This window comes from uncultured Maricaulis sp., from assembly GCF_963975345.1.
Lineage (GTDB): Bacteria > Pseudomonadota > Alphaproteobacteria > Caulobacterales > Maricaulaceae > Maricaulis.
On record NZ_CAXBGE010000001.1, the window covers coordinates 120,066 to 145,020 of the forward strand.

The following is a 24,955-nucleotide window of genomic DNA, read 5'->3' on the forward strand; positions in this document are numbered from 1 at the left end:
GGGCGTGATTTTGATCCCGCCAGTCGCTCAATTCGACAGCTAGATGCCGCACACGCCGTCGCGGCAGCGGTCGCGCGGACGCATCGGGGCGAGCCAGCGATAGAGGGCGTCGAGCGGGATCCGGATCGGCGCCGGTCGTGTCAGCCAAGCGAGCAGGCCCCAGCCGGGCACACGTTCCCAGATCGCAATGAAAGCGGCCCAGCCGTCGACCAGCTTTCCATCGGGGAGGCGGACATGGAGGGATGCCAGCGCCGCCTCCCGGTTGACATCATCGGGCAGGTCACCATTCGCATCGTGCATACGAATGATGTGATCGCTATGACGGACGTAATGCCCCATCTCTCGGCGGCAGATCGGGCAGGCCGCGTCGTAATAGGCGATCAAGGGTCCGATGGTGTCCATGCAAACCAGATTAGACCCGTCGCCGCGGGTAGCCAGTGGACAGTTCGTCGCAAGCCCGCCCGGCGGCCACGACCCAGCCAGGGCCGGGCCGGCCGGGGTTGGGCTGGCATGGGCCTGATCTGTAGGCTCCTAGCTGACCTCGGCGCCAGGGCTGCGCCGGTCCTGGCGCAACTGTGCCAGGCGGACATCGACCCGGCGCATGGCCGTTGTCACCGCCTCGGTCTCGCATTGGCGCTGCTGGTGCATGGCACGTGCTCCGCGTACGCCGGGTACACGGCAGATATCCCGTGCAGCGAGGCGGATATCGGCTTCAAGTTTGCGGCGGTCATCGGCATCGCCCAGGGTGCTGGAATTGAACCGGATGATTCTTGATTCCTGGTCCTGGGCGGCGGTGATTGAGCCGGCGGACAGGGCGAGTGTGGCGGCGAGAATGGAGTGTTTGATCATCGGAAGTCCCTCATCGAAACGAGGCCGCCGGCTGTCTGCGCGTCGGTCGGCCACTGACTTTGAGAGGCTGGCATGCCCTCCATGGCCGCGAGCTGGGCATTGACGTAACAATTGGAAACCCGTTGTCCAGTTAGTGTCGAGGGGGTAATCAACCGGACATATTGCCGACCCGTCGTCCGGCTTCAGCCAGCCGGGTCAGCGCTGCTGGGCGTGATCAGGAAATGGCCATGCAAGGTCGCGACGGGCGCGCGGCTGCGACCCTGCCAGGCCTCGACGCGGACATTGGCGACGCGACGGCCACTACGATTGATGATGGCGCGGGCATAGACATCGGCCGCGCGGGCCGGGCGCAGATAATCAATGGCGACATCGATCGGCCGCGGCAGACGCTCCAGCGATTGACCGGCCAGCAGTGAGGCCGAGGCGACGATTTCGAGAAAGGCACCAATGGCACCGCCATGCAGAGCCGGGATCAACGGATTGCCGACCAGGATTTCCGCGTAAGGCAAAACGCCGGTCAGCTCATCGCCCTTCTGCTCCAGCCGGACGCCAAACCGGGCCACATAAGGCGCCGCCAGCAGGGTTTCGATCAGCTCGCGGCTCATAACGCTTGTCCGTTTTGGAGCGCCTTCATGGCGCGGTCCTGGGCAGCTTGCGATGCTTTGGTGATCATAAAGGCGGCTTGGGCGGTCGCGACCGGGTCATTGATATCGCCATCATGGGCGGTGGCGCGCACGAAGGCGACGAGGCCGTGGGATTTGAGGCTGACGGCTTCGGCGGTGACGTCGAGCCCTGGCTTGGCCGGACGCATATAGTCGAGCCGCAGATCGAGCGTCGCCGGCGTGTCATGGCCGCCAAAGCCGCTGAATGCGGCCAGGCCGCAGACATGGTCGAGCAGAGCGGTGATAACGCCGCCATGCAGGATGCCAGTTTCCGGATCGCCGACCAGATCGGGCGAATAGGGCGCGCACATCACGGCATGGCCGGGCTTGAGCGAAACCAGTTTCAGCCCCAGGGCAACAGCGTGGGGCGAGCCGTCGACCAGAAGCGGTGCCAACTCGTCGAGCAGGGCCTGCAGGTCATCGGGATTGTCGGTGTGGGACATGCGGTTATTTTAGGCCAGCGCGGTGAGGCTCACCAGACGCGATTCAGCGCGCCTGCAAACGCTGGGTGACAATCTGTTCCAGCCCGCTGACGACGGGATCGCGCAGCGGATTTCCGGCCTCGGCCATCCGCACCAGCTGCGCCAGCGCGGCGCGATGCATCTCGACAACTTCTGCCTCAACCGGGGTATAGCTCGACAGCGACGCGATGAACCGTTGCAACGAACGCCCGACGCGGATGGCGAGCGGGTCGCCGGTGAGCTTGGTCTCATGCGCCAATGCCACGGCAGCACTGCGCGCGGCCGCCATCGATGTGGTCCGCCCGGTCTCGACATCGACCACGCGCTTCAGGCTCGGGCCCATTTTTGGACGCGGGCGGCGGCGGCGATCGGGGCCGGTAAAGCGCGAGGCTTCGATGAAGGTACGCGGTTGTGCCCGCATCGATTTGAGCCGGTTGATCATGGTGATCGGTGCCAGCGGCGTGATCAGGAATTCGCTCGCACCGGCGTCGCGCGCGCGCTCGATCTCGGGCCGCGAACGCGGTGAGGAGAGCAGGATGATCGGTGTGTCGCGATATTCGCTATGTCCGGAGGTGCGGATGCGCTGCAGCAGTTTGACGCGATCCTCGGTGGCATCGCTGTGGTCACTCCAGTCAGCGACGACCAGGGCCGGGGCGGATTCCTGCATCAGGCGCAGCGCGGCACCGGCTTGCGTCGCGACGAGAATGTCGCGCACACCGGCATCACGTAGCAGGCCAATCACCAGATTGCGCATGAAGCTGTTGGAATGGAGCACGAGCGCTGGCTGCCGGCCCCAGTCGCGGGTGGCGGGGGGCTCGTTCGCCGGATCGGCAAATGTGATCTGTGCAGCGCTCATCGCCACAGCTTTACGCGCGGAAGGTTTCAATCCTGCCAAGAAATTTGGTTAAGACTGGTTTAAATCTCTGCTTTGCAAGGATTTTCAGTCACGGCGCAAAGCGCGGATCACCCGGATCACGATCCAGATTGGCACCACCAGAACGGCGCCGAGCAGGAGATAATCGACCGCCCACAAGGCGCTGTCGCTGATAAAGCCGATGAAACGGCTCCAGGATTCTGCCAGCGTTCCGAAGAAATCGACCCAGAGCCGGCGCGGATTGACGTGGAAGGCCGCCAGGAAGAAGCCGGCCAGAACACACAGGAAAACCAGTCGCACCAGATCGGTCGGCGCAAAGCGCAGCAGTCGCTGCACAAATGTGCGGCGCGGCGCTGGGGTGGTCTCGGCTCGTGGTTCTTGTCGTTCGGTCATGGGCTCACTCTAACTGAAAATGCGGCGCAATCGGGGCCGCAGCCCCGATGGCTGCCAGGGCTCAGGATTTGCGGGCGACATTGACCTGATGCGGGTAGGGAATTGAAATCCCGTCCTTGTCGAAGGCCAGTTTCACGTCCTTCATCGCGTCGAAAAACACGCCCCAATAATCGCCCGTCGCACACCAGGCACGGCAGACAATATCGATCGAGGAACTGCCATGCGCCTTGACGGCGGTGAATACGGCCGGATCTTTCAGAACGCGTTCATCGGCTTCGAGCACGGCCGTGATCACGGCCATCGCCTTGTCGATATCATCGCCATAATCGATCGAGAAACCCAGATCGACGCGGCGCGTCGCATTGGCGGAGTAGTTGACGATGACACTGCCCCAGCCTTCGCCATTGGGCACAATGATCTTCTTGTTGTCGCCGGTCGCCAGAATGGTGGTGAAGAGATTGATGTCCTTCACCGTGCCCGATTGCCCAGCCACTTCAACCCAGTCGCCCAGCCCGTAGGGTCGGAACATCACGATCATCACGCCGGCGGCGAGATTGGACAAAGTCCCCTGCAGCGCCAGACCGATCGCCAGCGTCGCCGCACCGAGTGTCGCCACCAGGCTGGTGGTCTCGACCCCGAAGCGCGACAGCACTGCGATCAGCACCACAATCATCAGGGCCCAATAGGCCAGCGAGGCAAAGAAAGCGCCGAGCGTGTCGTCAATCCGGGAGCTCTTGTGGACCGCGCGGACAATCGCCTTGCGCATAGAGCCTGCGACAATCATCCCGGCAATCAGGATCGCCGCAGCGAGCAAAAGATTGGTGCTGGCATCGAGCGCGCGCTGCGTCAGCACGGCAATGGTTTCGGGGTTCAAGAAGTCTTCGGGAATCATGAGGTGCGTCCTGTTCGGCTGTTACGTGCCGACGGGTAGCAAAGTTTGTGTGAAAGGGAAATGGGGAGCGAGGATGCCCCCTGGGCGCGGTTTGCATCGGCGGTCTGATTGTGTCTGGCCCGCTATCCCGTAAGCTGGAGACCGTGCGGCGCGATGCGTGAGGACTGCTATGTTTGGAAGTCGGCTCATTTTCTCGCTCAAGGCTTTGCGCGAGCGCCTGTGGGTGCGGCCGCTGACTTATGCGGCGATGGCGGTCGGCTTGATCTTTCTGGCGCAGGCCGCAGATCGGCTGCCCGACAGCCTGCCACTGCCCGATATCAGCGCCGATACGATCGAAAAACTGTTGACGGTGATCTCGGCGAGCATGCTCGGCGTCGCAACATTCGCTGTTGCATCAATGGTGTCGGCCTATGCCGCCGCCGGCAGCAGCGCTACACCGCGCGCCTTCTCGCTGGTGATTGCCGACCGGGTCTCGCAGACCGCGCTGTCCAGTTTCATCGGTGCCTTCATCTATTCGATTGTCGGCATTGTTGCGATCCGCGTCGGCTTTTACGACATTGCCGGTCGTTTCAGTATATTTCTGATAACGCTTGGTATTTTCAGCTGGGTCGTGCTGACATTCGTGCGATGGGTCGACAATATCGCCCGGCTTGGCCGGCTCGGAAATACGATTGAGAAAGTCGAGGCGGCGACGGCATTGGCCTTTCGGCCCTGGACCGGTGACAGGGCTCTGGGCGGTGTGGCGGTCTCGGATATGCCTGAGGCCGGGACGCCCGTGTGCCCGACGACGTTTGGCTATATCCAGCATATCGATACCGACAGCCTGCAGAGCTGGGCCGAGGCGCAGGACGTCAAGCTCGATGTGCGTTCCGTCCCGGGCGCGTTTGTTTCGCCAGCGCGGGCCCTGCTGACGGTTGATTGGCAAGGACCAGTCCGTGACCTCGAGGATGCGGATCGGGAGTGCCTGGTGCGTGCCTTTGTCGTTGGCAACAAGCGCACCTTTGACGAGGATCCGCGCTTCGGTCTGATCGTGTTGTCGGAGATCGCATCCCGCGCCCTGTCGCCGGCGGTCAATGATCCGGGCACCGCGATCGATATCATCAACAAGCTGACCCATCTCCTGCTTGACCGGGACTCAGCGGCGCACTGCGAGGACGCAAAGGCGCCGCGTTGCAGCCGTATCCGTGTTCCGGCGCTGTGCCCGGACGATTTGCTGGAGGACGCCTTTGCCGCGACCGAGAAGGATGGTGTCAACGCGGTGGAAGTCGGGATTCGACTGCAGAAATCCTACAGCCTGTTGGCGCGGGCGCACGAAGCGGACCTACGCAAGGCGGCGGAGCGGCGGTCAGGCCTCGCGCTGCAGCGCGCCGAACAGGTGTTGACCTTCGCCGACGACCTCGCCCGAATTACCCGCGCGACGCGGGACGGTGCCGGCAGCCTCGTCGAGGGCAAGTCTGCGGATGCTGAGGACTGAGACTGGCCTCAATGCGCCCCCACCGCCACCGCTCCCGTACTCGCCGTCACCGCCGCAACCATCGCCGCCTGGGCTGCCAGGATTGCGGCCAGATCGCCGGCTGCGGCGATTGGCTTCGCCAGGCCGGCCTGGGCTTGGGCGAGGCGCAGGGCGAGGCGGGCGGCGGTTTGGCTGGTGGGTTTGGGTTTGAGCTCTCCGACCGCCTCGAAGGCCTGCACCAGGGCGTCGGCCATGGCGGGACCATTGCCGCTGGCGGCGAGGATGGCGAGGCCGGTCTTGCCGGTGCCATGGCGCAAAGCGGAGCGGCCGCGCACGGCGATATTGAGGCTGGTCCAGGCACCGGCGAGGGCAGCCGGGTCCATCGCGGTGGTGGCGACTTCATAGGCCGCGGCCATGGCGTGAGGGTGTGGAACGCCGGCGGTGATCAGGGCCTGGCGGGCGCGGGTGAGGTGATTGACGGCGTCCTCGGGGGTTTCGCCCATTGCGGTGAAGGCGGCGGCGAGCACTTCCTCGCGCGGCGCATCGCGCTGCCACCAGGGCGCGGCGATGGCGTCGAGCACGTCATAGAATTGGTCGGCCTGCCAGGCTTGGCCACCGGCAGTGACCAGCGACAGTGCCGCACAGGAGCCGCCATGGGCGAGGCCGCGCGCACCGCGCGCCTTGCGCTGCAGCGCAAGGGCTCGGCGGGTTTCAAGAAATTGCTGCGCCGTGCGGCCCCCGGCCACCAGCGCCGCTGCGAACACCAGCCGCATCGGGCGGCTCGGCGAACGCCAGGGGCCGAGCCCGGCATTGAGTTGATCGCGGGTCTCGAAGCTCTTCTCGATCAGGGTTTCGACATCGAGCGGGGCGTTGAGAGCTGCCAGCGCCGCGAAGCGCGCCTGCAACACTTCGCCGCGCGGTGCGCGGGCGTGAAAGGCGGTGTCGAGGGCGCCAAAGCGCGCCAAAATCGCATGTTCCATGCCGCATTATCCCTCAATGATATCATTCAAGCCCCCATAATGGCGCAGATGGCGCCGGCCGGGCAGGGGGATGGTTTTGTGCTTTGTCCCCCTTGGCGCGCGCGCTAAGTCTCGACCATGAGCCTCAGCGATGCGCCCACCCTCCTGCCGCCTGCCTTCGAGGCCTGGTTCGCGGCGCGTGGTTGGACGGTGCGACCACACCAGCTGGCGATGATCGCAGCCGCCAAGCGCGGTGAGGATGCGCTGTTGATCGCCCCAACCGGTGGCGGCAAGACGCTCGGCGGCTTTCTGCCGAGCCTGATCGAACTGGCAGGACTGGCTGCAGCCACCCCGAAAAACCGCCCGCACCGCCTGCACACGCTCTATATCTCACCGCTCAAAGCCCTCTCGGTCGATGTCGCGCGCAATCTGACCGCGCCGGTCACCGAGATGGGGCTCGATCTGCGCATCGAGACACGCACGGGTGATACGTCGCCGTCCAAGCGTCAGCGCCAGCGCGCTTCCCCGCCCGACATATTGCTGACGACGCCGGAGCAATTGGCCCTGTTCTGCGCCTCGCCCAATGCCTGCACCTTCTTCGCCGACCTCCGGCATATCGTGATCGATGAAATCCATGCCCTGGCGCCGCAAAAGCGTGGCGATCTGCTCTGCCTGGCTTTGGCGGCGATCTCGCGCTGGGCACCGGGCGCGCAGCGCGTGGGCCTGTCGGCGACGATCAAGGATGAGGCGGAACTGGCGCGCTGGCTGGCGGCCCAGCGGCCCGGGGAAAGCGAGCGCCAGGCGGTGATCATTCGCGGTGCCCCCGGCGCGCGGCCGCAGGTTGAGATTCTCGATCCCAAGGAGCGCATCCCATGGGCTGGCCATTCGACGCGTCATGCGATGGGCGATGTCTATCAGCGCATCAAGGCGGCGCGCCTGGCGCTGGTCTTCGTCAATACGCGCTCCCAGGCTGAGTTCACTTTCCAGGAGCTGTGGCGGCTCAATGAAGACAAGCTCGCCATCGCGCTGCATCACGGCTCGCTGGCGCCGGAGCAGAGGCGCAAGGTCGAGGCGGCGATGGCGGCCGGCAAGCTCGATGCCGTCGTGTGTACCTCGACGCTCGATCTCGGGATTGACTGGGGTGATGTCGATCTGGTGATCCAGATGGGGGCGCCAAAAGGTTCCTCGCGCCTGATCCAGCGACTTGGCCGCTCCAATCACCAGCTGGATACCCCGTCCCGCGCGTTGCTGGCACCAAGCAATCGCTTCGAGCATCTCGAATGCGAAGCGGCGCGCGAGGCTGTCGCCACCAATGCGCTCGATGGCGAACCGCTACAGACCGGCGCGCTCGACGTGCTGGCCCAGCACATCATGGGCCGCGCCTGCGGCGAGCCGTTTGCAGCCGATGCCCTCTATGACGAGATCCGCACCGCGACGCCCTATTCCGGCATCGCTCGCGACACCTTCGACCGTGTGCTCGATTTCGCCGCGACGGGCGGCTATGCGCTCAATTCCTATGAGCGCTTCCGCCGCATGGTGAAAACCCGCGAGGGGCTGTGGGCCGCGCGCACGCCGCAGATTGCCCAGCGTCACCGGCTCAATGTCGGCACCATCGTTGAAGCACCGATGTTGGAAGTGGTGGTCTCCTCGCGCGGCCGTGGCGGCCAGAGGCTGGGCCAGGTGGAAGAGTATTTCATCGAGCAATTGGCGCCGGGCGATACCTTCCTGTTCGCCGGCCAGGTTTTGCGCTTTGAGGCCATCGAGGAAATGACGGCACGGGTGACGCGCTCCACCGATACGACGCCGAAAATCCCGTCCTATAATGGCGGCAAATTCCCGCTCTCGACTTATCTCGCGGCCCGGGTGCGCGAGATCGTGCAGGACCCGGCGCTGTGGGCCAGCCTGCCGGACCAGGTACGCGACTGGCTGCGGATCCAGCGTCTGCGCTCGGAACTGCCCAAGGCGGATGGCCTCTTGGTCGAGACCTTCCCGCGCGCGGCGCACTTCTATCTTGTCTGCTATCCCTTCGAGGGCCGGCTGGCGCACCAGACTTTGGGCATGTTGCTGACGCGGCGGCTGGAGCGTCTGCGGATGCGGCCGATGGGCTTTGTCGCTAATGAATATGCGCTCGCAGTCTGGGGGTTGCGCGATATGTCGGGGCTCGATCTCGATGCACTATTTGCCCAGGACATGCTCGGCGATGACCTCGAAGCCTGGTTGGCCGAGAGCGATCTGATGAAGCGGACTTTCCGCAATTGCGCCATCATCGCCGGCCTGATCGAGCGCCGCTTTCCCGGTCAGGAGAAGTCCGGCCGCCAGATCACTTTCTCGACCGATCTGATCTATAATGTTCTGCGCGAGCACGAGAGCGATCACATCCTGTTACGCGCGGCCTGGATCGATGCCGGCACCGGCCTGCTCGACATCCACCGGCTCGGCGAGGCGCTGACGCGCATTCAGGGCCATATCACGCATCAGGCGCTGGACCGGATCTCGCCGTTGGCGGTGCCGGTGATGCTGGAAATCGGCCGCGAATCCGTTCGGGGTGAGGGGCAGGAGAGCATTCTGATCGATGCCGCCGATGATCTGATTGCGGAGGCGACTCGCCTTGACTAACCGGCCCCAGCTACACGACTTCCAGATCCAGGGCATGGCCGCGCGCGCCGATGTTGCCGGGGTGTTGGTGCTGCCCGATCTGGCGACCCTGATCGTCTCGGACTTGCATTTCGAAAAAGGCTCGGCCTATGCCGCGCGTGGCCAGCTCATCCCGCCCTATGATACGCGCTCGACCCTGCGCCGACTGGCTGAGTGTATCGCGCGCCATCAGCCGCAGCGTGTGATCGCGCTGGGCGACAGTTTTCATGATCTCGGTGCCGATGGCCGGATGGATGCGGTCGATGCCGGCGAACTGCAGGCGCTGGTCGCCGCGGTCGAGGACTGGGTCTGGATCGAGGGCAATCATGATCCGGCACCGCCACTACGCTTTGGCGGCACGATCCTGCATGAACTGGCGCTGGGAGCGCTGACCTTGCGACATCTGCCATTCGAAGGCTTGGCACCGGGCGAGATTGCCGGGCATTTGCATCCCTGCGCCAAGGTGAGGGGCAAGGGTCGCGCCGTGCGCGCGCGCTGTTTCGCCACCGACGGGACGCGTCTGGTGATGCCGGCTTTCGGCGCCTTCACCGGCGGGCTGAATGTTTGCGACGCGGCCTTCGGGCGCTGCTTTGGCGCCACGCCAGATGCGCTGATCATGGGTCAGAACGCGGTCTATCCGGTGCGGGCGGCGAAGCTGATCCCGGACAGGGCTCAGTCGCGTCCGAAAAGCACCGAGGCGAGATAGCCGGCCAGCATCGCCAAGGCGACGCAAAACAGGCCGTAAATCATCGGCGCATCATGGGCGAACTCATAGACGACGCGCTCGAAGCCGGCCTTTTCAACCCGAAGGCTGGTGGTCCGGCTCGCCACTGGGCGGCCATCGCGGAACAGATAGACCTCGGCATTGTAATTGCCGACCGGCGTGCGGGGCGGCAGTTTGAGCACGGCGCGGAACAGGCCGCCATCGAGCACATCGACGCCGCCGGGCGTTTCCGCATAAAGCGCGTGACGGCTACCGGCCCGCAGCACGGCCGCGCGATAGCTCGCCACGACGCTTTCATCGGGTGGTTCGTGATTGGGATCGATGGCCGGGTCGAGCAGAGTCTCCAGCCCGATCCCATTGCGGGCCAGAGCTTCGGGCGGCGCGATGACATCGAGCGGCAGCGAGCTGGCGATCGCGTAATAGCTCGGCACGGTATCGAATTCGATCGGGGCCGCATTGACCCAGATGCCGAAACTGCGACGCTTGCGCATGACGCGCAAATCCTGGTTCGGCCCGCGCAATACGACAACAATTTCATCCCGCAGGGTCAGGCCACGCGTGGCGCCATAGAGCACCAATGACGTGCCGGCGAAATTCTCGCGGATCTCGACGGTTTCCTGGGTCAGCGCTGCCATGATGCCGGGCGCTTCGTTGGGAATGTTGGGTTGGAGTATGAGGGCGAGGGCAAGCAGGATCATTGCGGCAGCCCTCCGCCGTGCGGCAGCACGACAAACAGGTCGGCCGGAGTCACGACGAGGTCGAGTCCGATCTTGATGCAGACGCCGATGACCATGATCGCCAGCAGGGCGCGCAATTCTTCCGCTTTGACATGGCGACCGGCACGGGCCCCGAACTGGGCTCCGACGACGCCGCCCACAGTCAGCATCATCGCCAAGACGACATCAACGGTCTGGTTTTGGGCCGCCTGCAGGAAGGTGGTCAGGGCGGTGACGAACAGGATCTGAAATAGTGAGGTGCCGACGACGACATTGGTCGGCATGCGCAGGATATAGATCATCGCCGGCACGATCACGAAACCGCCGCCGACGCCCATGATCGCCGAAAGTGTCCCGACGAATAATCCGATCACCAGCGGCGGGATCACCGAGATATAGAGGCCCGAACGCGGGAAGCGCATCTTGAAGGGCAGGGCGTCAATCCAGCCACGCTTGGAGTGCCCGACGCCGCCTTCGCGCCGGGGCGCAGGACGATTGCGGCGCAGGATGGAGCGCGCGCTCTCGATGAACATCAACAGGCCGATTGTGCCAAGAAAGCCGACATAGGTCAGTGAAATGAACAGGTCGATCTGCCCCAGCTGGCGCAGGGCGGTGAAGATCTGGACGCCGATGATCGAGCCGGCGGCACCGCCGACAAGCAGCAATCCACCCATTTTCGGGTCGAGTGTCTGGCGCCGCCAATGGGCGAGCGCGCCGGAGGCCGATGAGGCGACGATCTGGTTGGCTTGGCTCGAGACGGCAACAGCCGGCGGGATACCGATGAAGAAGAGCAGGGGAGTGAGCAGGAAGCCGCCGCCGACACCGAACATGCCGGACAGGAACCCCACACCCGTCCCCAATCCCAACAACAAGAAGATGTTTACCGAAATCTCGGCGATCGGGAGGTATATTTGCACCGCCCCGCTACCCCGCAGCTGCGCGTTCGAGCTGATCGAGCAGGCCGGCATCGATGCGCCCGGTTTGCGGCAATCCCTGGTCGGCTTCGAAAGCCATGATCGCATCATGGGTCTGGCCGCCAATCACGCCGTCCACCGGTCCGGGAGAATAACCCAAGGCCGCCAGGAAACTCTGGGCGCGGTAGATGGTGTTGGAATCGGCCAGCGGTACCTGCTCCCAGGGCAGATCATGATACAGCCCATTGGCCTCGGGATTGATCGGTCGCGGCCGGAAGGCCGCAACGGTGCGGCGCGCTTCGGCAAGTGCTTCCGGATCGAGCCTGTCCTCCAGCGCGGCGGCGCGCTGCGAAGCGGTCGGATCGGTGTCGCTGGCAGCGATGGAGTACCAAGTGTAGGCGTCGGGCAGGCTTTCCGGCACGCCCTGGCCACTCTCGAACAGCAGCGCCAGATTGAACTGAGAATCGCGCAGACCCAGCAGTGCGGCCTCTTGGAACCAGCGCGCCGCCTCGTCGAAACTCACCGCCGTTCCGGTGCCATAATAATTCATCACCGCCAGATTATGCATCGCCCGACGATGGCCGGCATTGGCGGCGCGTTCGGTCCAGCGGCGGGCCGCTTCGAGGTCAATGGCGACTCCTTCGCCGGTTTCGAGCAGTTTGGCGTAGCGGTATTGCGCGGCGGGCACGCCCTGTTCGGCGGCGCGGCGCAACAGAATGACGCCGGTGGCCGCATCGCCCGCTTCCAAGCTGCGCATGCCAAGCAGATAACGTGCAACCGGATTGCCGTCGGCAGCGGCGCCTTCAAGCGTCACCGAGCCCGTGCCTGCTGTGGACCGTTGTGGTGCCGCCCGGCTGGGCTCGACGCTCGGTGTGGCCGGAAGAGTCATGCCGCTGGTATCGGCGACGGCGTTGGCTGGCGGCGTCTGTGAAGCTGCCTGGGTGGGCGACGATCGAGGTGCGGTGTCCGTTTGGGCTGGCGCAGTATCGCTCTCGGCAGGTGATGTTGCGGGCAGCGCTTCAGGAATGGCCGGCGCTACAGCGGCCCCGTCGGCGGCGAAGCCGGCCTCGACGGACGCGACAAAGCTGCGCTCCTGCACGGCATTGGCAGCTTGGGTGTCGGCATCGCCGCGAATGGCTTCCCAGACCAGAATGGCGCCAGCACCGGCCAGCATGACCAGCGCCACGACAGGCAGGGCGAACAGCAGGGTGCGGCCGAATTTGGATGGGCGGCTGTCGCGATCATAGTCAGGCATCGCGCTTTGCTGGCGGGTGCGTTCGCGTGCCGCTGCGAGGAAGTCTGCATCGGCAGTGGCGCCAATCCGCTGTGCTCTTGGCTGCGGCGCAGCTTGCGGCGTCGGCTGGACAACCGGTTGCGGTGCAGACTGCAGCGGTGCCTGACGCACTGGGTGGGAAATGGCAGGTTGCGGCGCGATGGCAGCGGCCATATTGCGCTGGGGCGGGGCGGGCTGCGGTTGAGACTGCACCGGTGCCGGTGCTTGCGCCTCTGTTTGTGGTTGTGGGGTTGGGGCCGGCTCACGCGCGCGCAAAATCGGTGCCGGAACTGGCTGAGTCGGTGCGCTCACATGCGGCATGTGAACCGGCGCTGCGATATGAGGCTCCGGCTCAGCGGCGAGGAATGGGTCAAGCTCCTCGGGTGCGTAATGGCTGCGCGGCGTTTCCGCTTGCGGTGGTGGTGAGAGCGGCGTGTCGAAATCGATCGGCTCAGGCACGGGTTCGGCCGCCGCTTCCTGTGTTTCCGGTTCTACCTCTGCCTCGTCCTCGATCTTACGCGCTTCGATCGCCTCGAGCCGGTCGGCAAGGGCCGACATGGCGCGCTGGACTGGCGAGAGCACGTCTTCAGTGTCGGTGCGGGCGGTGGCGAGACGCTCATGGACGCCGGTCATCGCATCTTCGATCCGCTGAGCCGTGCGTTCTTCCGATTGGCGCAGACGGTCGGCGAGCGCTTCGTCGGATGCCGCTTTCTTCTCGTCGAGCCGGGCAATTACCTCGGCCATGCGGTCGGTTGCGGCCGCGACGTTCGATGAGGCGCGCTCTTCAGAGCTGGCGATGCGGTCGGCCAAGGCCTTGCCCATGCGGGTGACTTCATCGCCCATCTGGCGCAGCGATGCCTTGCCTTCCTGACGGACTTCGTCGAGGCGGCGGTCGATATTCTGTTCTGCGCGGGCATCGCGCAGAGAATCCTGGGCGCGGCGTTCGCTCTCGGTCAGGCGGCGGTCGATCGCGCCGGCTAACTTGGTCAGCTCATGGCCGAGCTTGTGCATGCCGTCGCCCTGGCGCCGTTCGGCGGCATCAATACGGCCGAGCGCTTGGGTGAGGGCGGTCTCGAGCCGGTCGACGCGCGGCTCGGCAGCGACATTGGTCAGGGCGGTCGCGACCTGGGCGCGGGTTTCGGCGATGATGCTGGCGACTTCGGCTGACAGGCGGTCGAAGCGGCGTTCCAACTCGATATTGTCACCGGAATTACGCGTCTCCAGCATTTTAAGCCGGTCTTCGAGCCGCGAGACTGTGGTGTCGAGCGTGCGGGCGGCGTCATTGGTCTGGCGTTCGGCGCCCTCGACCCGCAGACGCAGGCTGTCGGTAGCGCGATTCAAACCGTTGAGCACCTCGCTCGAGCGGTCGTCGCGGCGCTTGGCCTGGTCGGCAATATCGGCGGCGCGGTGTTCGGCCCGCTCCAGCTTCAGCGCCAGTGCCTCGGCCGCCTTGTGCGCGGCTTCGCCCTGATCCTTCACTTGCTGGCCGGTGTCGTGCAGCTGCGCGGCAATGTCGTTTTCGTGTTCGTAGAGGCGACGGGCCAGCTTCATGATCGTGGTTTCGATCACCTTGTTGGCCTCGGGGTGGGGCGTAACCTGACCGGATTCGATCTGCGCAATGCGGCTGGTGAGGTCGTCCTGACCTTGGCGGACGCGAACCAGATCTTCGCGCGTTTCGTCGAGCTGTTCCGATTGGCGTTCGCTGCTGCGACCGACCTTGTCGACCAGCTGGTTGATCGCTTTGTCGAGGCTGCCAAGGGTTTGTGAAGACTGGTGTTCGGCTGCTTCGATCCGCTCGGTAAGCCGGTTGACCATGGCGCGCAGCAGGCGGTCCTCGCCAAGGTCGGTAGGGGCGCCGCCGCCGCCAAAGCCCGGAAAGCCTTCGAGCGCGTCGTCCCAGGTTGGATTGGCCGGATCGGAATCGTCGAGAATGACCCGGTTGAGCCACTCGCCCAAGGTGACCCCGTCATGGCGCGCCGCCGTCTTGGCACGCGCCCGAGCGCGGGGATCAATTCCCTTGACGCTCCAAGGACCTGCAGACGACATGCGAATCGCTCACCTAATTGCCCAAGCTCAAGCTACCGGGCGGTTAATATTGTGTAAACCAAGGTTGGGAACGCTATATGTAGTGTTTCCACACCCAATCTCGGAATTCGGCGTCAAAACGTCGAAATGCTGAGTCTGAACAAGGCTCCGACTCGGTTAACGCGCCGTAAAAACTGTGGACAGCCCACGTTAATCGGGACTGGAGACCGGTTCAGGTTCAGGCTCAGGCAGCGGCTCCGTTGCGGACTCACCATTGGGGTTGGCCAGTATTGGTCCGAAGTAATTGGGCGCAATCGCGCGTAATTGCGCGCTCATCACTGCGGTTTCGCGCACCGGCAGGGTTGTGGCAGCGGCAGGAAGGCCAGCGGCGAGGTCAAACAACATCCAAGCGGATTCGACGTCGCCGTCGCTGGCGGCAAGACGGCCAGCATGCCAATAGGTCAGCGAACAATAGGGATCTGCTTGGGCGCTGTGGGCGAACAGGATCAGCGGATCGAGGTCCGGTGCAATATCCGGATCGCCAGTTCGCAACGTGGCCAAGGTTTCGGCTGCGAGGAGATTGGCGGCCGCTCCTGCCAGATCGGTACGATCGAGATAGGGCCGCAGCCCGTCGAGCGCGGCCATCCGGTCGATCTGCAGAGCCGCAAGTGTCGTCAGGAGTTGTTCGAACTCGGCATCGCCAAGACCCGCCGCGACCAGTTGTGAAGTGCGGGTGCAAATGGGGTTTGCCGAGCGGGCCGGGCAGGCGCCGAGATGGTGCGAAGCCTGGTACAGGATCAGGAAGGCGCCAGCCTGATCGCCTTTGTCTTGCGCGACGCGTGACGCATCGAGAAAGGCCTGTTCGTCTGGGCTTGCGGCCGGTACGGCGGCGGCATCGAAACCCGCCTGGACCAACGGCACCAAATGCGTGTCTGGCCAGTCATAATCTGCGGCCGGTGCGGCGGGCAGATTCTCCGGCCAGGGGAAGCGTGCCGTGCTGTCGCCAGCACTCAGCCGGGTCCAGACTTCGCGGCGACCGTCCGGGCTGCTCGGGCTGAACACAATATAGGAAAAGCGTTCGGGAATGCCGCTGAGTCCGGTCATGACATTCAACGCATCGGGATGGATTGGCGCCGTGTGACGCAGCCAGCGCCGGAACAGGTCGGCCTCGACGGCGGTGCCGGCATTGCCCGGTCGAATTCCAAAGATTACCGCGCCATCGGCATTGCGGCGGACTTCCTGTTCGCCCTCGTCTGTGGTCGTCACCAACATCGGGACGTCAGCGAGGCGCACGCCCATCGCCGCTTCGATCCAGAAGCGCTCGAAATGGCTGCCATCGGGCCCGGTCACCTCAGCCAGTTCGCCGCTATGGGTGTAGAAGGTAAACGTGTCCATCTGACGGTGGACATGACCGACCACCGGCTGATTGCGCATCACCGGACCGGTCAGGCTGGCGACCCGCGTCAGGATGCGGTTCTGGTCGAAATCAATCACGGCGGCGCCCGGATCGGTGACTTCGGTGACATATCCGTCGCCGATCACAACTTCGGCGGTGCGGCTTGACTGAGAGACGCCATCAAGTCCGAAGCGTTCGACGCGCCAGCGGGTGCGCAAAACCTGCTCGTCATGCACGCCGCGCGCGGCCAGATAGGCATCGCGCGACAAGAAGGCGCCAGCAGGCGTATAAATCGCGATTTCGGTAACCGGCTCCGATGCAGGCGCGGGGTGGGCCTGAAGCACGGAGAACGGGTCGTCAGCTGCAGGCTGAGCGTATGCCAAGGCAGGCAGGGACATCGCCGCCAGGGCTGTGAGGGCAAGTCGGAAAATTCGGGTCAATTGGATCATGGTGCAACATTGCCGTGTGACGATGCCGGAGGGAAGGGGGGAAGCCAAATTCACCTGCTTATGGCGCTGAAAGATAAAAATGACGTTGACGTTCGCGTCAACGTGTGGCTATAATGGGACATGATTAATTCCGTCGCCCCCGATTCCGAATTCACCATCCGCGAACTCGCCCAGGAGTTCGACGTCACGCCCCGCACGCTGCGCTTTTACGAGCAGAAGGGCATGATCCATCCGGTGCGTCGCGGTGCCAGCCGAATCTATTCCGCGATTGACCATGCCCGGATCGAGCTGATCCTGCGCGGCAAGCGCGTTGGCTTCGCCCTCGACGAGATCAAGGAAATCCTTGATCTTGAGCCGATCTATCGCGGTGGCCGCGAGCGGATCGAGCCGGCGATTGAGCGCTTTGAGGCGCGCATCCGGGTGCTCCTGCAACAGCGCGAGGATGTCGACCACGCCATCGCCGAGCTTCAGGCCGGACTCGACTGGATGCGCGACCGCCTCGCGGATCGTGAACCCTCTGACGAAGTGCGCCGCCGCGCGCGTGCCTTTGAAGCGCTGGCTTCGGCGCGTCTCGACCCTTGGTCGAGCCTGAACGCGGAATAGCCTGACCAGTCCAAGCCATTTTGACCCCATTCACGCCATTCGGAGATCCCAACATGACAACCCCTTATCGCGCACCGGTTCGTGACCAACGTTTTGTTCTCCATGATGTGCTCAATATCGCCCAGTATGGCGATCTGCCAGGCTTTGCCGACGCCGATGCCGACACGATCGATGCCATCCTCGAAGAGGGTGCGAAATTCTGTGAGGGCGTGCTCGCACCGCTCTCGCATATCGGTGATGTCGAGGGCTGCGTTCGCGATATGGACGGCAATGTCAAAACCCCAACCGGGTTCAAGGATGCCTTCAAGCAGATGGCCGACGGCGGCTGGACAGCGCTGTCCGCCGATCCGGAATATGGCGGCCAAGGCCTGCCGCAAGTGCTCAATCTGGCAGTCAATGAAATGGTTTCGGCCGCCAATATGGCGTTTGGCATGTATCCCGGCCTGACGCTCGGCGCCGCCGCCGCCTTGCATACCGGCGGGTCAGACGAGCAGAAACGTCTTTACCTGCCCAAGATGATTGCCTGCCAGTGGGGCGGCACGATGAATCTCACCGAGCCACAATGCGGCACGGATCTGGGCATGTTGCGCACCAAGGCCGTGCCCCAAGCTGACGGCTCTTACAAAATCACCGGCCAGAAGATCTGGATTTCCTCCGGCGAGCACGACTTGGCTGAGAATATCATCCACCTCGTGTTGGCCCGCATCGAAGGCGCGCCGGAAGGCATGAAGGGGATTTCCCTCTTCGTGGTCCCGAAATTCATTCCCGATAGTGACGGCAATCCGGGCACCCGCAACACACTGAAATGCGGTGGGCTGGAAGAAAAAATGGGCATTCACGGCAATGCCACCTGCGTGATGGATTATGACGACGCCACGGGCTGGCTCGTCGGCGAGGAGAATAAGGGCCTTCGGATCATGTTCGTCATGATGAATGAAGCCCGTCTCGGCGTTGGCCTGCAGGGCTATGCCGTTGCTGAAGCCGCCTATCAACAATCCCTCGGCTTCGCCAAGGATCGGCTCCAGGGTCGCTCCCTGACCGGACCGAAAAATCCCGATGGCCCGGCCGACCCGATCATCGTGCATCCCGATGTCCGTCGCATGTTGATGGACCAGAAAAGCTTTGTTGAAGGCGCGCGTTGCTTCGGTTTGTGGACGGCGCTGCAGGGCGATCTTGAGAAGCGGGCGACCGATCCGGCCGTCAGCGAGAAGGCCGGCGATTACATGGCGCTGCTCACTCCCGTGGTGAAGGGCTATCTGACCGGCAAGGGCTTCGACATGGTCTCCAACGGGCTGCAGGTCCACGGCGGATCTGGCTTCACCGAGGAATGGGGCGCGTCGCAATTGCTGCGCGATGCCCGCATCACCCTGATCTATGAAGGCACCAATGGTATCCAGGCGCTCGACCTGGTCGGCCGCAAGCTGGCGATGAACGGTATGCGTCCGATCATGAGCTTCTTTGCCGAGCTCGACGCCTTTGTCGCCGAAGGTGGCGACAAAACGATGCAGCCCTATCTCGACGCCGTCGCCGGCTGCAAGGCCCAGCTTGAGGAAGCCACTAATTGGCTGGTCGAGAACGGGTTGAAGAATTTCGACCATGCCGGTGCCGCCTCACATGATTATCTGCAGCTCTTCGGTCTGACTTGCCTGACCTATATGTGGGCGCGGATGGCCAAGGTTTCGGCCGCCAAGATCGCCGCCGGTGACAGCGATCCGATCTATCCCAACAAGCTCAAGACCGGTGCCTATTTCATCGAACGCTGGGTGCCTGAAGGTGCGATGCATCTCGCCAAGGTCAAGACCGGTGCCGATGCGATGATGGCGCTGACGGCCGAGGAGTTCTGAGGCCGCACCGCCCGACTGACGCAGACACAACAAGACTGAAACTGGAGAGTGGGTGAGATGCAGGATCCGTTGAATGTACCCAAGCCGGCCTGGCTTGATCGCGAAGACGTCAATATTTTCTCTGACGCCATCGCCGGCTTCATCGAGAAGGAATGCACACCCAATGCCGAACGCTGGGAAGCGGCCGGCATTGTCGATCGCGAACTTTGGTTCAAGGGCGGCGAGGCGGGCCTGCTGGTGCCGTCATGCCCGGAAGAATATGGCGGCGCCGGTGGTGATTGGCGCCATGATTATGTGTTCCACATGCAGGCCTCGATGCGCGGCGTCGGCGGCTGGGGTGCCTCGCTGCACAACTCCATCATCGGGCCCTATATCTGGAATTACGGTTCGGAAGAGCAAAAACACGCCCTCCTGCCGCAAATGGTGTCGGGTGAATTGGTCGGCGCGATTGCGATGACCGAGCCGCATGCCGGTTCCGACCTGCAGGCGATCAAGACCACCGCCGTCAAGGACGGCAATGGCTATCGCATCAATGGCGCCAAGACTTTCATCACCAATGGCGGCACCGCCAATCTGATCATCGTCGTCGCCAAGACCGATGCGTCGAAGGGCTATGACGGCACCTCGCTTTTCCTCGTCGAGACCGACGGGCTGGAAGGTTTTCGCCGCGGCAAGCTGCTCGACAAGGTTGGTCTCAAGGCCCAGGACACCGCCGAGCTTTTCTTCGACAATGTCTGGGTTCCCGCCAGTGCGCTGCTCGGTCCGGAAGAGGGCCAGGGCTTTATCCAGCTGATGCAGCAATTGCCGCAGGAACGCCTGCAAATCGCCGTCCAGGGTGTCGGCGTGATGAAGCGCGCCCTGATCGAGACGATTGCCTATGTGAAAGAGCGCGAGGCCTTTGGCCGGCCGATCATCAAATTCCAGAACACCCAGTTCAAGCTCGCCGAGTGTAAGACCAAGGCGACCCTGGCCGAGGTCTTCGTCCACCATTGTTCCGAACGCCTTCTGGCCGGCACGCTCGATGTCTCGACCGCCTCGATGGCGAAATACTGGGTTTCCGATGTCCAGAACGAAGTCGTCGATGAATGCGTGCAGCTGCATGGCGGCTATGGCTACATGAATGAATATCCCATCGCCAAAATGTGGCGCGACAGCCGCGTTCAGCGTATTTATGGCGGCACGAATGAGATCATGAAACTGCTGATCGCCAGGTCACTTTAGGGCTTATTGGACGCGAACCATGTACACGCCAAAACACTTCCGCATTGAAGACCAGGCCTCGCTTTCCGCGTTGATGCGCGCCTATGATTTCGCCATCGTGCTGGTGCCCGGTGAGCCTGACCTGGCGGCGACGCATATCCCGCTCAAGCTCGATGATGGCCGCCAGATGCTGATCGGCCATGTCGCCCAGGCCAATCCGATTTCCCAAGCGATCCGCGATGGCAAGGAAGCGGTGGCGATCTTCTCTGGCCCGCACGCCTATGTCTCGCCGACCTGGTATTCCGAGCCGGACAAGAATGTCCCGACCTGGAATTACATGGCGGTGCATGCGTTCGGGCATTTCATTCCGCTTGAGGGCGAGGCGGCGGAACGTTCGCTTTCCTCGCAGATCGCCGATTTCGAATCCGATTGGCGCATTACCAATATCGAGCTTGGCAAGCGCGTTCGGCTCGAGAGCGCGATCCAGGCGTTCGAATTCAAGATTGTCCGCCTGGTCGGCAAGGCCAAGCTGTCGCAGAACAAGCCAGCCGACGAACGCCTCCGGATCGCCAAGGCGCTCGAAGCACGCGGCGAAAACGCCGTCGCTCACCATATGACCGAAGTGGGGGCGGAGGAATGATCGCCCCGAAGAGATTTACCCCATCGGCCCGGACTTCGTCGGGCCCAAACAACCAAGTCGATAAAGCATTCAACCCGAAAACGGGAAAGGACGTAACATGACCGAGGCTTACATCTATGACGCCGTTCGCACGCCGCGCGGCAAGAAGAAGAACGGGGCGCTCAATGCCGTCACCGCTCTGCAGCTGGCGACCCAGCAGCTGGCCGCGATCCGCGACCGCAACGGGCTCGACACATCCCTCGTTGATGATGTCATCATGGGCTGCGTCTCGCCGGTCGGCGAGCAGGGCGCCGACATCGCGCGCTCTGCCGTGATCAATGCCGGCTATGCCGAGACGACCGCCGGCTACCAGATCAACCGTTTCTGTGCCTCGGGTCTGGAAGCGGTGAATGTCGCCGCCGCCAAGGTGATGTGCGGCGAGGCCGATTTCGCGATTGGCTCCGGCGTTGAATCGATGAGCCGTGTGCCGATGGGTTCCGATGGTGGCGCCATGGGCGTCGATCCGGAGATGAGCTTCGACCATTATATCGTGCCGCAAGGCATTTCCGCCGACCTGATCGCCACCAAGCACGGTTTCAGCCGTGATGATGTCGATGCCTATGCGATGGAAAGCCAGCGCCGCTCGGCCCAGGCCTGGGCTGAAGGCCGGTTCAAGAAGTCCATCGTGCCGGTCAAGGACCAACTCGGTCTGACCATTCTCGACAAGGATGAGCACATGCGTCCGGGCACTGATATGCAGGCGCTCGGCAGCCTGAAATCGGCCTTCAAGGACATGTCGGATTTCGTCGGTTTTGAAGCCGTCGCACTGCAGCGCTATCCCGAGATCGAATATCTCAACTGGGTCCATACCGGCGGCAACTCCTCCGGTATCGTCGATGGCTCTTCGGCTGTGCTGATCGGTTCCAAGGAAGCTGGCATCAAGGCTGGCCTGAAGCCCCGCGCCCGTATCCGCTCAATGGCCTCGATTGGCTCCGAGCCAACCATCATGCTGACCGGCCCGGTCACCGTTACGGCCAAGGCTTTGAAGAAAGCCGGCATGTCGTCCAAGGATATCGATCTGTGGGAGCTCAACGAGGCATTTGCCGCCGTCGTGCTGCGCCTGATGCAGGCTTATGAAATCCCGCACGACATCATGAACGTCAATGGCGGCGCCATCGCCATGGGTCACCCGCTCGGTGCCACCGGCGCGATGATCCTCGGCACGCTGCTCGACGAGCTCGAGCGCACCGACAAGGAAACCGGCCTCGCCACGCTCTGCGTCGGCGGCGGCATGGGCACCGCGACCATTATTGAACGCGTCTAATCGGATCGATCAGGAGATAACACCATGAAAAACTTCACATTCGAGATCGATAGCGACGGCATCGCCCTCATAACTTTCGACAGCCCCGGCAAGTCGATGAATGTCATTTCCGCCGACGTCATGACGGATTTTGACACGTTGACAGCCAAGATTGCCTCTGACGACAGCGTCAAAGGTGCGGTCATCACCTCCGGCAAGGATGCGTTCTGCGCCGGTGCCGATCTGGCCGAATTGGGTGGCTCTGCCGCCGAATATGCCAAGCTTCCCGAAGACGAGATGAAGGCCAAGCTGTTCGAGCAATGCTTCCGTCTCAACAAGACTTTCCGGGCGTTGGAAACCTGCGGCAAGCCGGTGGCGGCCGCGATCAATGGCCTCGCCCTTGGCGGTGGTTTCGAGATCGCGCTCGCCTGTCATTACCGCGTCATGCCATCGGACAATCCCAAAGCCCAGCTCGGCCTGCCCGAAGCCATGATCGGCGTTCTGCCCGGCGGTGGCGGCACCCAGCGCCTGCCGCGCCTGGTTGGTCTGATGAATGCTGCGCCGATCTTGCTGCAAGGCAAGCAGATGGATGCCAATACGGCGCTCGCACAAGGCGTCATCCACGCCGTCGTGCCGATGGCCGAACTGGTCGCCAAGGCCAAGGAATTGGTCAAGGAAAACAAGCTCGATTCCAAACAGCCCTGGGACGCCGACAAATTCCGCTTCCCCGGTGGCGGCCCCTATCATCCAGCCGGTGCGCAAATGTTCGGCGCTGCCAGCCCGATGCTGCGCAAAACCACCTACGGCAATTACCCGGCTCAGCGCTACATCCTGTCCTGCGTCTATGAAGGCGCGCAGGTTTCGATGGATGAGGCGATCAAGATTGAGAGCCGCTATTTCACCAAGCTGATGCTGCGGCCTGAAAGCCGCAACATGATCCGCTCGATCTTCCTGTCGAAGCAGGCGCTCGACAAGGGTGGCCGCCGTCCGGCCAGCCAGAAAAAGGGCGAGATCAAGAAGGTCGGCGTCATCGGTGCCGGCTTCATGGGCGCCGGCATTGCCACGGTTTCGGTTCAGGCAGGGATCGAAATTGTCCTGATCGACGCCACGCAAGAGGGCGCCGAAAAGGGCAAGCAGCATGCGATGGATCATTTTGCCGGCGGCGTGAAGCGCGGCAAGATCACCCAGGACAAGGCCGACAAGCTGGCCGCGATGATCACGCCGACCACTGATTACGCCCTGATGAAGGATGTCGATTTGGTCGTTGAGGCCGTGTTCGAAAACTCCGAACTCAAGCACAAGATCACCAAAATGGCCGAAGCCGTGATCCCGGAAGGCGCCGTGTTCGGCTCCAACACCTCCTCGATTCCGATCTCCTCGCTGGCCAAAGCCTCGTCCCGTCCGGACCAGTATATCGGCATCCATTTCTTCTCGCCGGTCGAGAAGATGAATCTGGTTGAGATCATCATGGGCGACAAGACGGGCGATTATGCCCTGTCGCGTGCGATCGATTTCGTCACCAAGATCCGCAAAACCCCGATCGTGGTCGCCGACACGCGTGGCTTCTACGCCAATCGCTGCGTGATGCGCTTCATCGGCGAGGGCATGAATATGCTCGCCGAAGGCATCAAGCCGGCCCTGATCGAGAATGCGACCAAAATGGCCGGCATGCCGGTTGGTCCGCTCTCGCTGCAGGATGAGGTCGCCCTCGATCTTGGCGTGAAGCTGATCAAACAGACCAAGCTCGACCTCGGCGACGCCTACAAACCATCTCCGACCGAGCCGATCCTGTTCAAGATGGTCGAAGAGTATGATCGTATGGGCCGCAAGAATTCCAAGGGCTTCTATGATTACCCTGCCGAGAAAGGCCAGCCCAAGCGCCTTTGGCCCGAGCTGGAGCAATTTGCTCCGAACGGCAAATACGCCGAAGTCCAGCCAACACCGGCCGAGATCAAGGATCGCATCCTCTACACCCAGGCGCTCGAAGCCGCGCGCTGCATGGAAGAGGGCATTGTCCAAGATCCACGCGAAGCCGATGTCGGCTCCATCCTCGGCTGGGGTTTCGCACCCTATACCGGTGGCGCTCTGAGCTTCATCGACACGGTTGGGGCGAAGGTCTTCGTGAAGCGTGCCGATGAGCTGGCAAAGGCCTATGGCGAGCAATTCGCTGTGCCGGCGCTGCTGCGTGAAATGGCCAAGAAAGGCGAAACTTTCTACGGCCGCTTCGGCAAGGACGCCGTCGCCGCCTGATTGGCGATGATGCATTGAATGAAAAGGCCGGTCCGGTTATCCGGGCCGGCCTTTTTGTGCGCACTGCCTGGTTTCTCCAACCGGCCCGTAAACCTTTCATTCATCAAATATGACATGCGCGCCCGGGCGATCCGGCGACTATGAGCCGTCTCGCACAAGCGAGTCGTCGACTGGGAATACCCATGATCCGCTTCGGTCAAATCTCCTGGCAGTCTTCGGCACGGCTAATTGCTTTGGCCTCGTGGGCCTTGGCATTGGCCTTGACCGGCGGGATGGGCTGGCAGGCGTGGACGGCGATCCAGCAATCGGCGGGCCTGTCGGGCTATGGCTCGACCCAAGTTGATACGGCGTTGATCCTACAGCCTGCGCCCAGCGCTGCCGAGATCATTGCGACCAAGAATCGGGTGGCGCGCTAGCCGCATGATGGCCTAAGGCTTTCCCTCCACTCCTTGGAGGAAATTT

The 24,955-nt window shown here is 63.1% G+C and carries 22 protein-coding genes; 10 read left to right on the plus strand and 12 right to left on the minus strand.

All coding sequences use genetic code 11. The features are described 5' to 3' along the window. Positions 1-39: 39 nt before the first annotated feature. The 7 genes from AAC029_RS00505 to AAC029_RS00535 form a co-directional block, all read right to left on the minus strand. Positions 40-402: a DUF393 domain-containing protein gene (locus AAC029_RS00505; protein ID WP_339742697.1), complete on the minus strand. Its 363-nt coding sequence runs from the start codon at positions 400-402 to the stop codon at positions 40-42. A 129-nt stretch (positions 403-531) separates the two neighbouring features. Beyond that, positions 532-849: a UrcA family protein gene (locus tag AAC029_RS00510; RefSeq protein WP_339742700.1), complete on the minus strand. Its 318-nt coding sequence runs from the start codon at positions 847-849 to the stop codon at positions 532-534. 182 nt (positions 850-1,031) lie between these two features. Further along, positions 1,032-1,454, minus strand: a complete 423-nt coding sequence (locus tag AAC029_RS00515) for a PaaI family thioesterase (protein ID WP_339742703.1) — start codon at positions 1,452-1,454, stop codon at positions 1,032-1,034. After that, on the minus strand, positions 1,451-1,954 hold the full coding sequence (locus tag AAC029_RS00520; RefSeq protein WP_339742706.1) for a PaaI family thioesterase: 504 nt from the start codon (positions 1,952-1,954) through the stop codon (positions 1,451-1,453). Before AAC029_RS00520 ends, AAC029_RS00515 begins: the two co-directional genes overlap by 4 nt. A gap of 43 nt (positions 1,955-1,997) precedes the next feature. Continuing rightward, positions 1,998-2,828 (minus strand): response regulator, encoded by an 831-nt coding sequence (locus tag AAC029_RS00525; RefSeq protein ID WP_339742709.1) that lies wholly within the window; start codon positions 2,826-2,828, stop codon positions 1,998-2,000. 84 nt (positions 2,829-2,912) lie between these two features. Next, the gene (locus tag AAC029_RS00530; RefSeq protein ID WP_339742711.1) at positions 2,913-3,239 is read right to left on the minus strand and encodes a DUF6460 domain-containing protein; all 327 of its coding nucleotides are present in this window, start codon (positions 3,237-3,239) and stop codon (positions 2,913-2,915) included. A gap of 61 nt (positions 3,240-3,300) precedes the next feature. Further along, the gene (locus AAC029_RS00535) at positions 3,301-4,131 is read right to left on the minus strand and encodes a mechanosensitive ion channel domain-containing protein (protein ID WP_339742713.1); all 831 of its coding nucleotides are present in this window, start codon (positions 4,129-4,131) and stop codon (positions 3,301-3,303) included. 169 nt (positions 4,132-4,300) lie between these two features. On the opposite strand from AAC029_RS00535, the gene AAC029_RS00540 reads away from it, so the two are divergent. After that, positions 4,301-5,605 carry a DUF2254 domain-containing protein gene (locus AAC029_RS00540; protein ID WP_339742716.1) on the plus strand — a complete coding sequence of 435 codons (1,305 nt, stop codon included), beginning with the start codon at positions 4,301-4,303 and terminating at the stop codon, positions 5,603-5,605. An 8-nt stretch (positions 5,606-5,613) separates the two neighbouring features. On the opposite strand, the gene AAC029_RS00545 is transcribed toward AAC029_RS00540, so the two are convergent. After that, positions 5,614-6,564 carry a hypothetical protein gene (locus AAC029_RS00545; protein WP_339742718.1) on the minus strand — a complete coding sequence of 317 codons (951 nt, stop codon included), beginning with the start codon at positions 6,562-6,564 and terminating at the stop codon, positions 5,614-5,616. 117 nt (positions 6,565-6,681) lie between these two features. On the opposite strand from AAC029_RS00545, the gene AAC029_RS00550 reads away from it, so the two are divergent. Then, a complete protein-coding gene (locus AAC029_RS00550) occupies positions 6,682-9,159 on the plus strand; it encodes a ligase-associated DNA damage response DEXH box helicase (protein WP_339742720.1) in 2,478 nt (825 codons plus the stop codon). Further along, positions 9,152-9,883 carry a ligase-associated DNA damage response endonuclease PdeM gene (pdeM, locus tag AAC029_RS00555; RefSeq protein WP_339742722.1) on the plus strand — a complete coding sequence of 244 codons (732 nt, stop codon included), beginning with the start codon at positions 9,152-9,154 and terminating at the stop codon, positions 9,881-9,883. The genes AAC029_RS00550 and pdeM overlap by 8 nt, the downstream gene beginning before the upstream one ends. On the opposite strand, the gene AAC029_RS00560 is transcribed toward pdeM, so the two are convergent. From AAC029_RS00560 to AAC029_RS00575, 4 genes are all read right to left on the minus strand, one after another. Continuing rightward, complete coding sequence (locus AAC029_RS00560; protein WP_339742724.1) at positions 9,850-10,599, minus strand: TIGR02186 family protein; 750 nt, start codon at positions 10,597-10,599, stop codon at positions 9,850-9,852. The genes pdeM and AAC029_RS00560 overlap by 34 nt on opposite strands. After that, positions 10,596-11,585 (minus strand): sulfite exporter TauE/SafE family protein, encoded by a 990-nt coding sequence (locus AAC029_RS00565; RefSeq protein WP_339742726.1) that lies wholly within the window; start codon positions 11,583-11,585, stop codon positions 10,596-10,598. Before AAC029_RS00565 ends, AAC029_RS00560 begins: the two co-directional genes overlap by 4 nt. Next, the gene (locus AAC029_RS00570) at positions 11,542-14,850 is read right to left on the minus strand and encodes a peptidoglycan-binding protein (RefSeq protein ID WP_339742728.1); all 3,309 of its coding nucleotides are present in this window, start codon (positions 14,848-14,850) and stop codon (positions 11,542-11,544) included. The genes AAC029_RS00565 and AAC029_RS00570 overlap by 44 nt, the downstream gene beginning before the upstream one ends. A gap of 189 nt (positions 14,851-15,039) precedes the next feature. Further along, entirely contained in the window at positions 15,040-16,674 is a 1,635-nt protein-coding gene (locus tag AAC029_RS00575) for a hypothetical protein (RefSeq protein WP_339742731.1), read from the minus strand. A 120-nt stretch (positions 16,675-16,794) separates the two neighbouring features. On the opposite strand from AAC029_RS00575, the gene AAC029_RS00580 reads away from it, so the two are divergent. The 7 genes from AAC029_RS00580 (at position 16,795) to AAC029_RS00610 (ending at position 24,909) form a co-directional block, all read left to right on the plus strand. After that, positions 16,795-17,277: a MerR family DNA-binding transcriptional regulator gene (locus AAC029_RS00580; RefSeq protein WP_339742733.1), complete on the plus strand. Its 483-nt coding sequence runs from the start codon at positions 16,795-16,797 to the stop codon at positions 17,275-17,277. Positions 17,278-17,330: 53 nt separating this feature from the next. Next, a complete protein-coding gene (locus AAC029_RS00585) occupies positions 17,331-19,121 on the plus strand; it encodes an acyl-CoA dehydrogenase C-terminal domain-containing protein (protein ID WP_339742735.1) in 1,791 nt (596 codons plus the stop codon). Between the two features lie 57 nt (positions 19,122-19,178). Further along, positions 19,179-20,342: an acyl-CoA dehydrogenase family protein gene (locus AAC029_RS00590; RefSeq protein WP_339742738.1), complete on the plus strand. Its 1,164-nt coding sequence runs from the start codon at positions 19,179-19,181 to the stop codon at positions 20,340-20,342. A 19-nt stretch (positions 20,343-20,361) separates the two neighbouring features. Further along, complete coding sequence (locus tag AAC029_RS00595; RefSeq protein ID WP_339742740.1) at positions 20,362-20,961, plus strand: FMN-binding negative transcriptional regulator; 600 nt, start codon at positions 20,362-20,364, stop codon at positions 20,959-20,961. 97 nt (positions 20,962-21,058) lie between these two features. Beyond that, positions 21,059-22,264, plus strand: coding sequence for an acetyl-CoA C-acetyltransferase (locus AAC029_RS00600; protein WP_339742741.1), 1,206 nt, complete (start codon positions 21,059-21,061; stop codon positions 22,262-22,264). A 24-nt stretch (positions 22,265-22,288) separates the two neighbouring features. After that, on the plus strand, positions 22,289-24,493 hold the full coding sequence (locus AAC029_RS00605; RefSeq protein WP_339742743.1) for a 3-hydroxyacyl-CoA dehydrogenase NAD-binding domain-containing protein: 2,205 nt from the start codon (positions 22,289-22,291) through the stop codon (positions 24,491-24,493). A 182-nt stretch (positions 24,494-24,675) separates the two neighbouring features. Continuing rightward, positions 24,676-24,909 carry a hypothetical protein gene (locus tag AAC029_RS00610; protein ID WP_339742745.1) on the plus strand — a complete coding sequence of 78 codons (234 nt, stop codon included), beginning with the start codon at positions 24,676-24,678 and terminating at the stop codon, positions 24,907-24,909. The last annotated feature ends 46 nt before the right edge of the window (positions 24,910-24,955 follow it).

Excerpts from the sequence above, each read along its gene's own strand:
- AAC029_RS00545 (WP_339742718.1), bottom strand. The coding sequence starts at position 6,564 with ATGGAACATGCGATTTTGGCGCGCTTTGGCGCCCTCGACACCGCCTTT.
- AAC029_RS00600 (WP_339742741.1), top strand. The coding sequence starts at position 21,059 with ATGACCGAGGCTTACATCTATGACGCCGTTCGCACGCCGCGCGGCAAG.
- AAC029_RS00580 (WP_339742733.1), top strand. The coding sequence starts at position 16,795 with ATGATTAATTCCGTCGCCCCCGATTCCGAATTCACCATCCGCGAACTC.
- AAC029_RS00530 (WP_339742711.1), bottom strand. The coding sequence starts at position 3,239 with ATGACCGAACGACAAGAACCACGAGCCGAGACCACCCCAGCGCCGCGC.
- AAC029_RS00515 (WP_339742703.1), bottom strand. The coding sequence starts at position 1,454 with ATGAGCCGCGAGCTGATCGAAACCCTGCTGGCGGCGCCTTATGTGGCC.
- AAC029_RS00595 (WP_339742740.1), top strand. The coding sequence starts at position 20,362 with ATGTACACGCCAAAACACTTCCGCATTGAAGACCAGGCCTCGCTTTCC.
- AAC029_RS00525 (WP_339742709.1), bottom strand. The coding sequence starts at position 2,828 with ATGAGCGCTGCACAGATCACATTTGCCGATCCGGCGAACGAGCCCCCC.
- AAC029_RS00565 (WP_339742726.1), bottom strand. The coding sequence starts at position 11,585 with ATGCCGGCCTGCTCGATCAGCTCGAACGCGCAGCTGCGGGGTAGCGGG.
- AAC029_RS00585 (WP_339742735.1), top strand. The coding sequence starts at position 17,331 with ATGACAACCCCTTATCGCGCACCGGTTCGTGACCAACGTTTTGTTCTC.
- AAC029_RS00520 (WP_339742706.1), bottom strand. The coding sequence starts at position 1,954 with ATGTCCCACACCGACAATCCCGATGACCTGCAGGCCCTGCTCGACGAG.
- AAC029_RS00610 (WP_339742745.1), top strand. The coding sequence starts at position 24,676 with ATGATCCGCTTCGGTCAAATCTCCTGGCAGTCTTCGGCACGGCTAATT.
- AAC029_RS00550 (WP_339742720.1), top strand. The coding sequence starts at position 6,682 with ATGAGCCTCAGCGATGCGCCCACCCTCCTGCCGCCTGCCTTCGAGGCC.
- AAC029_RS00505 (WP_339742697.1), bottom strand. The coding sequence starts at position 402 with ATGGACACCATCGGACCCTTGATCGCCTATTACGACGCGGCCTGCCCG.
- AAC029_RS00535 (WP_339742713.1), bottom strand. The coding sequence starts at position 4,131 with ATGATTCCCGAAGACTTCTTGAACCCCGAAACCATTGCCGTGCTGACG.
- AAC029_RS00570 (WP_339742728.1), bottom strand. The coding sequence starts at position 14,850 with ATGTCGTCTGCAGGTCCTTGGAGCGTCAAGGGAATTGATCCCCGCGCT.
- AAC029_RS00590 (WP_339742738.1), top strand. The coding sequence starts at position 19,179 with ATGCAGGATCCGTTGAATGTACCCAAGCCGGCCTGGCTTGATCGCGAA.
- AAC029_RS00540 (WP_339742716.1), top strand. The coding sequence starts at position 4,301 with ATGTTTGGAAGTCGGCTCATTTTCTCGCTCAAGGCTTTGCGCGAGCGC.
- AAC029_RS00560 (WP_339742724.1), bottom strand. The coding sequence starts at position 10,599 with ATGATCCTGCTTGCCCTCGCCCTCATACTCCAACCCAACATTCCCAAC.
- AAC029_RS00575 (WP_339742731.1), bottom strand. The coding sequence starts at position 16,674 with ATGATCCAATTGACCCGAATTTTCCGACTTGCCCTCACAGCCCTGGCG.
- AAC029_RS00510 (WP_339742700.1), bottom strand. The coding sequence starts at position 849 with ATGATCAAACACTCCATTCTCGCCGCCACACTCGCCCTGTCCGCCGGC.
- AAC029_RS00605 (WP_339742743.1), top strand. The coding sequence starts at position 22,289 with ATGAAAAACTTCACATTCGAGATCGATAGCGACGGCATCGCCCTCATA.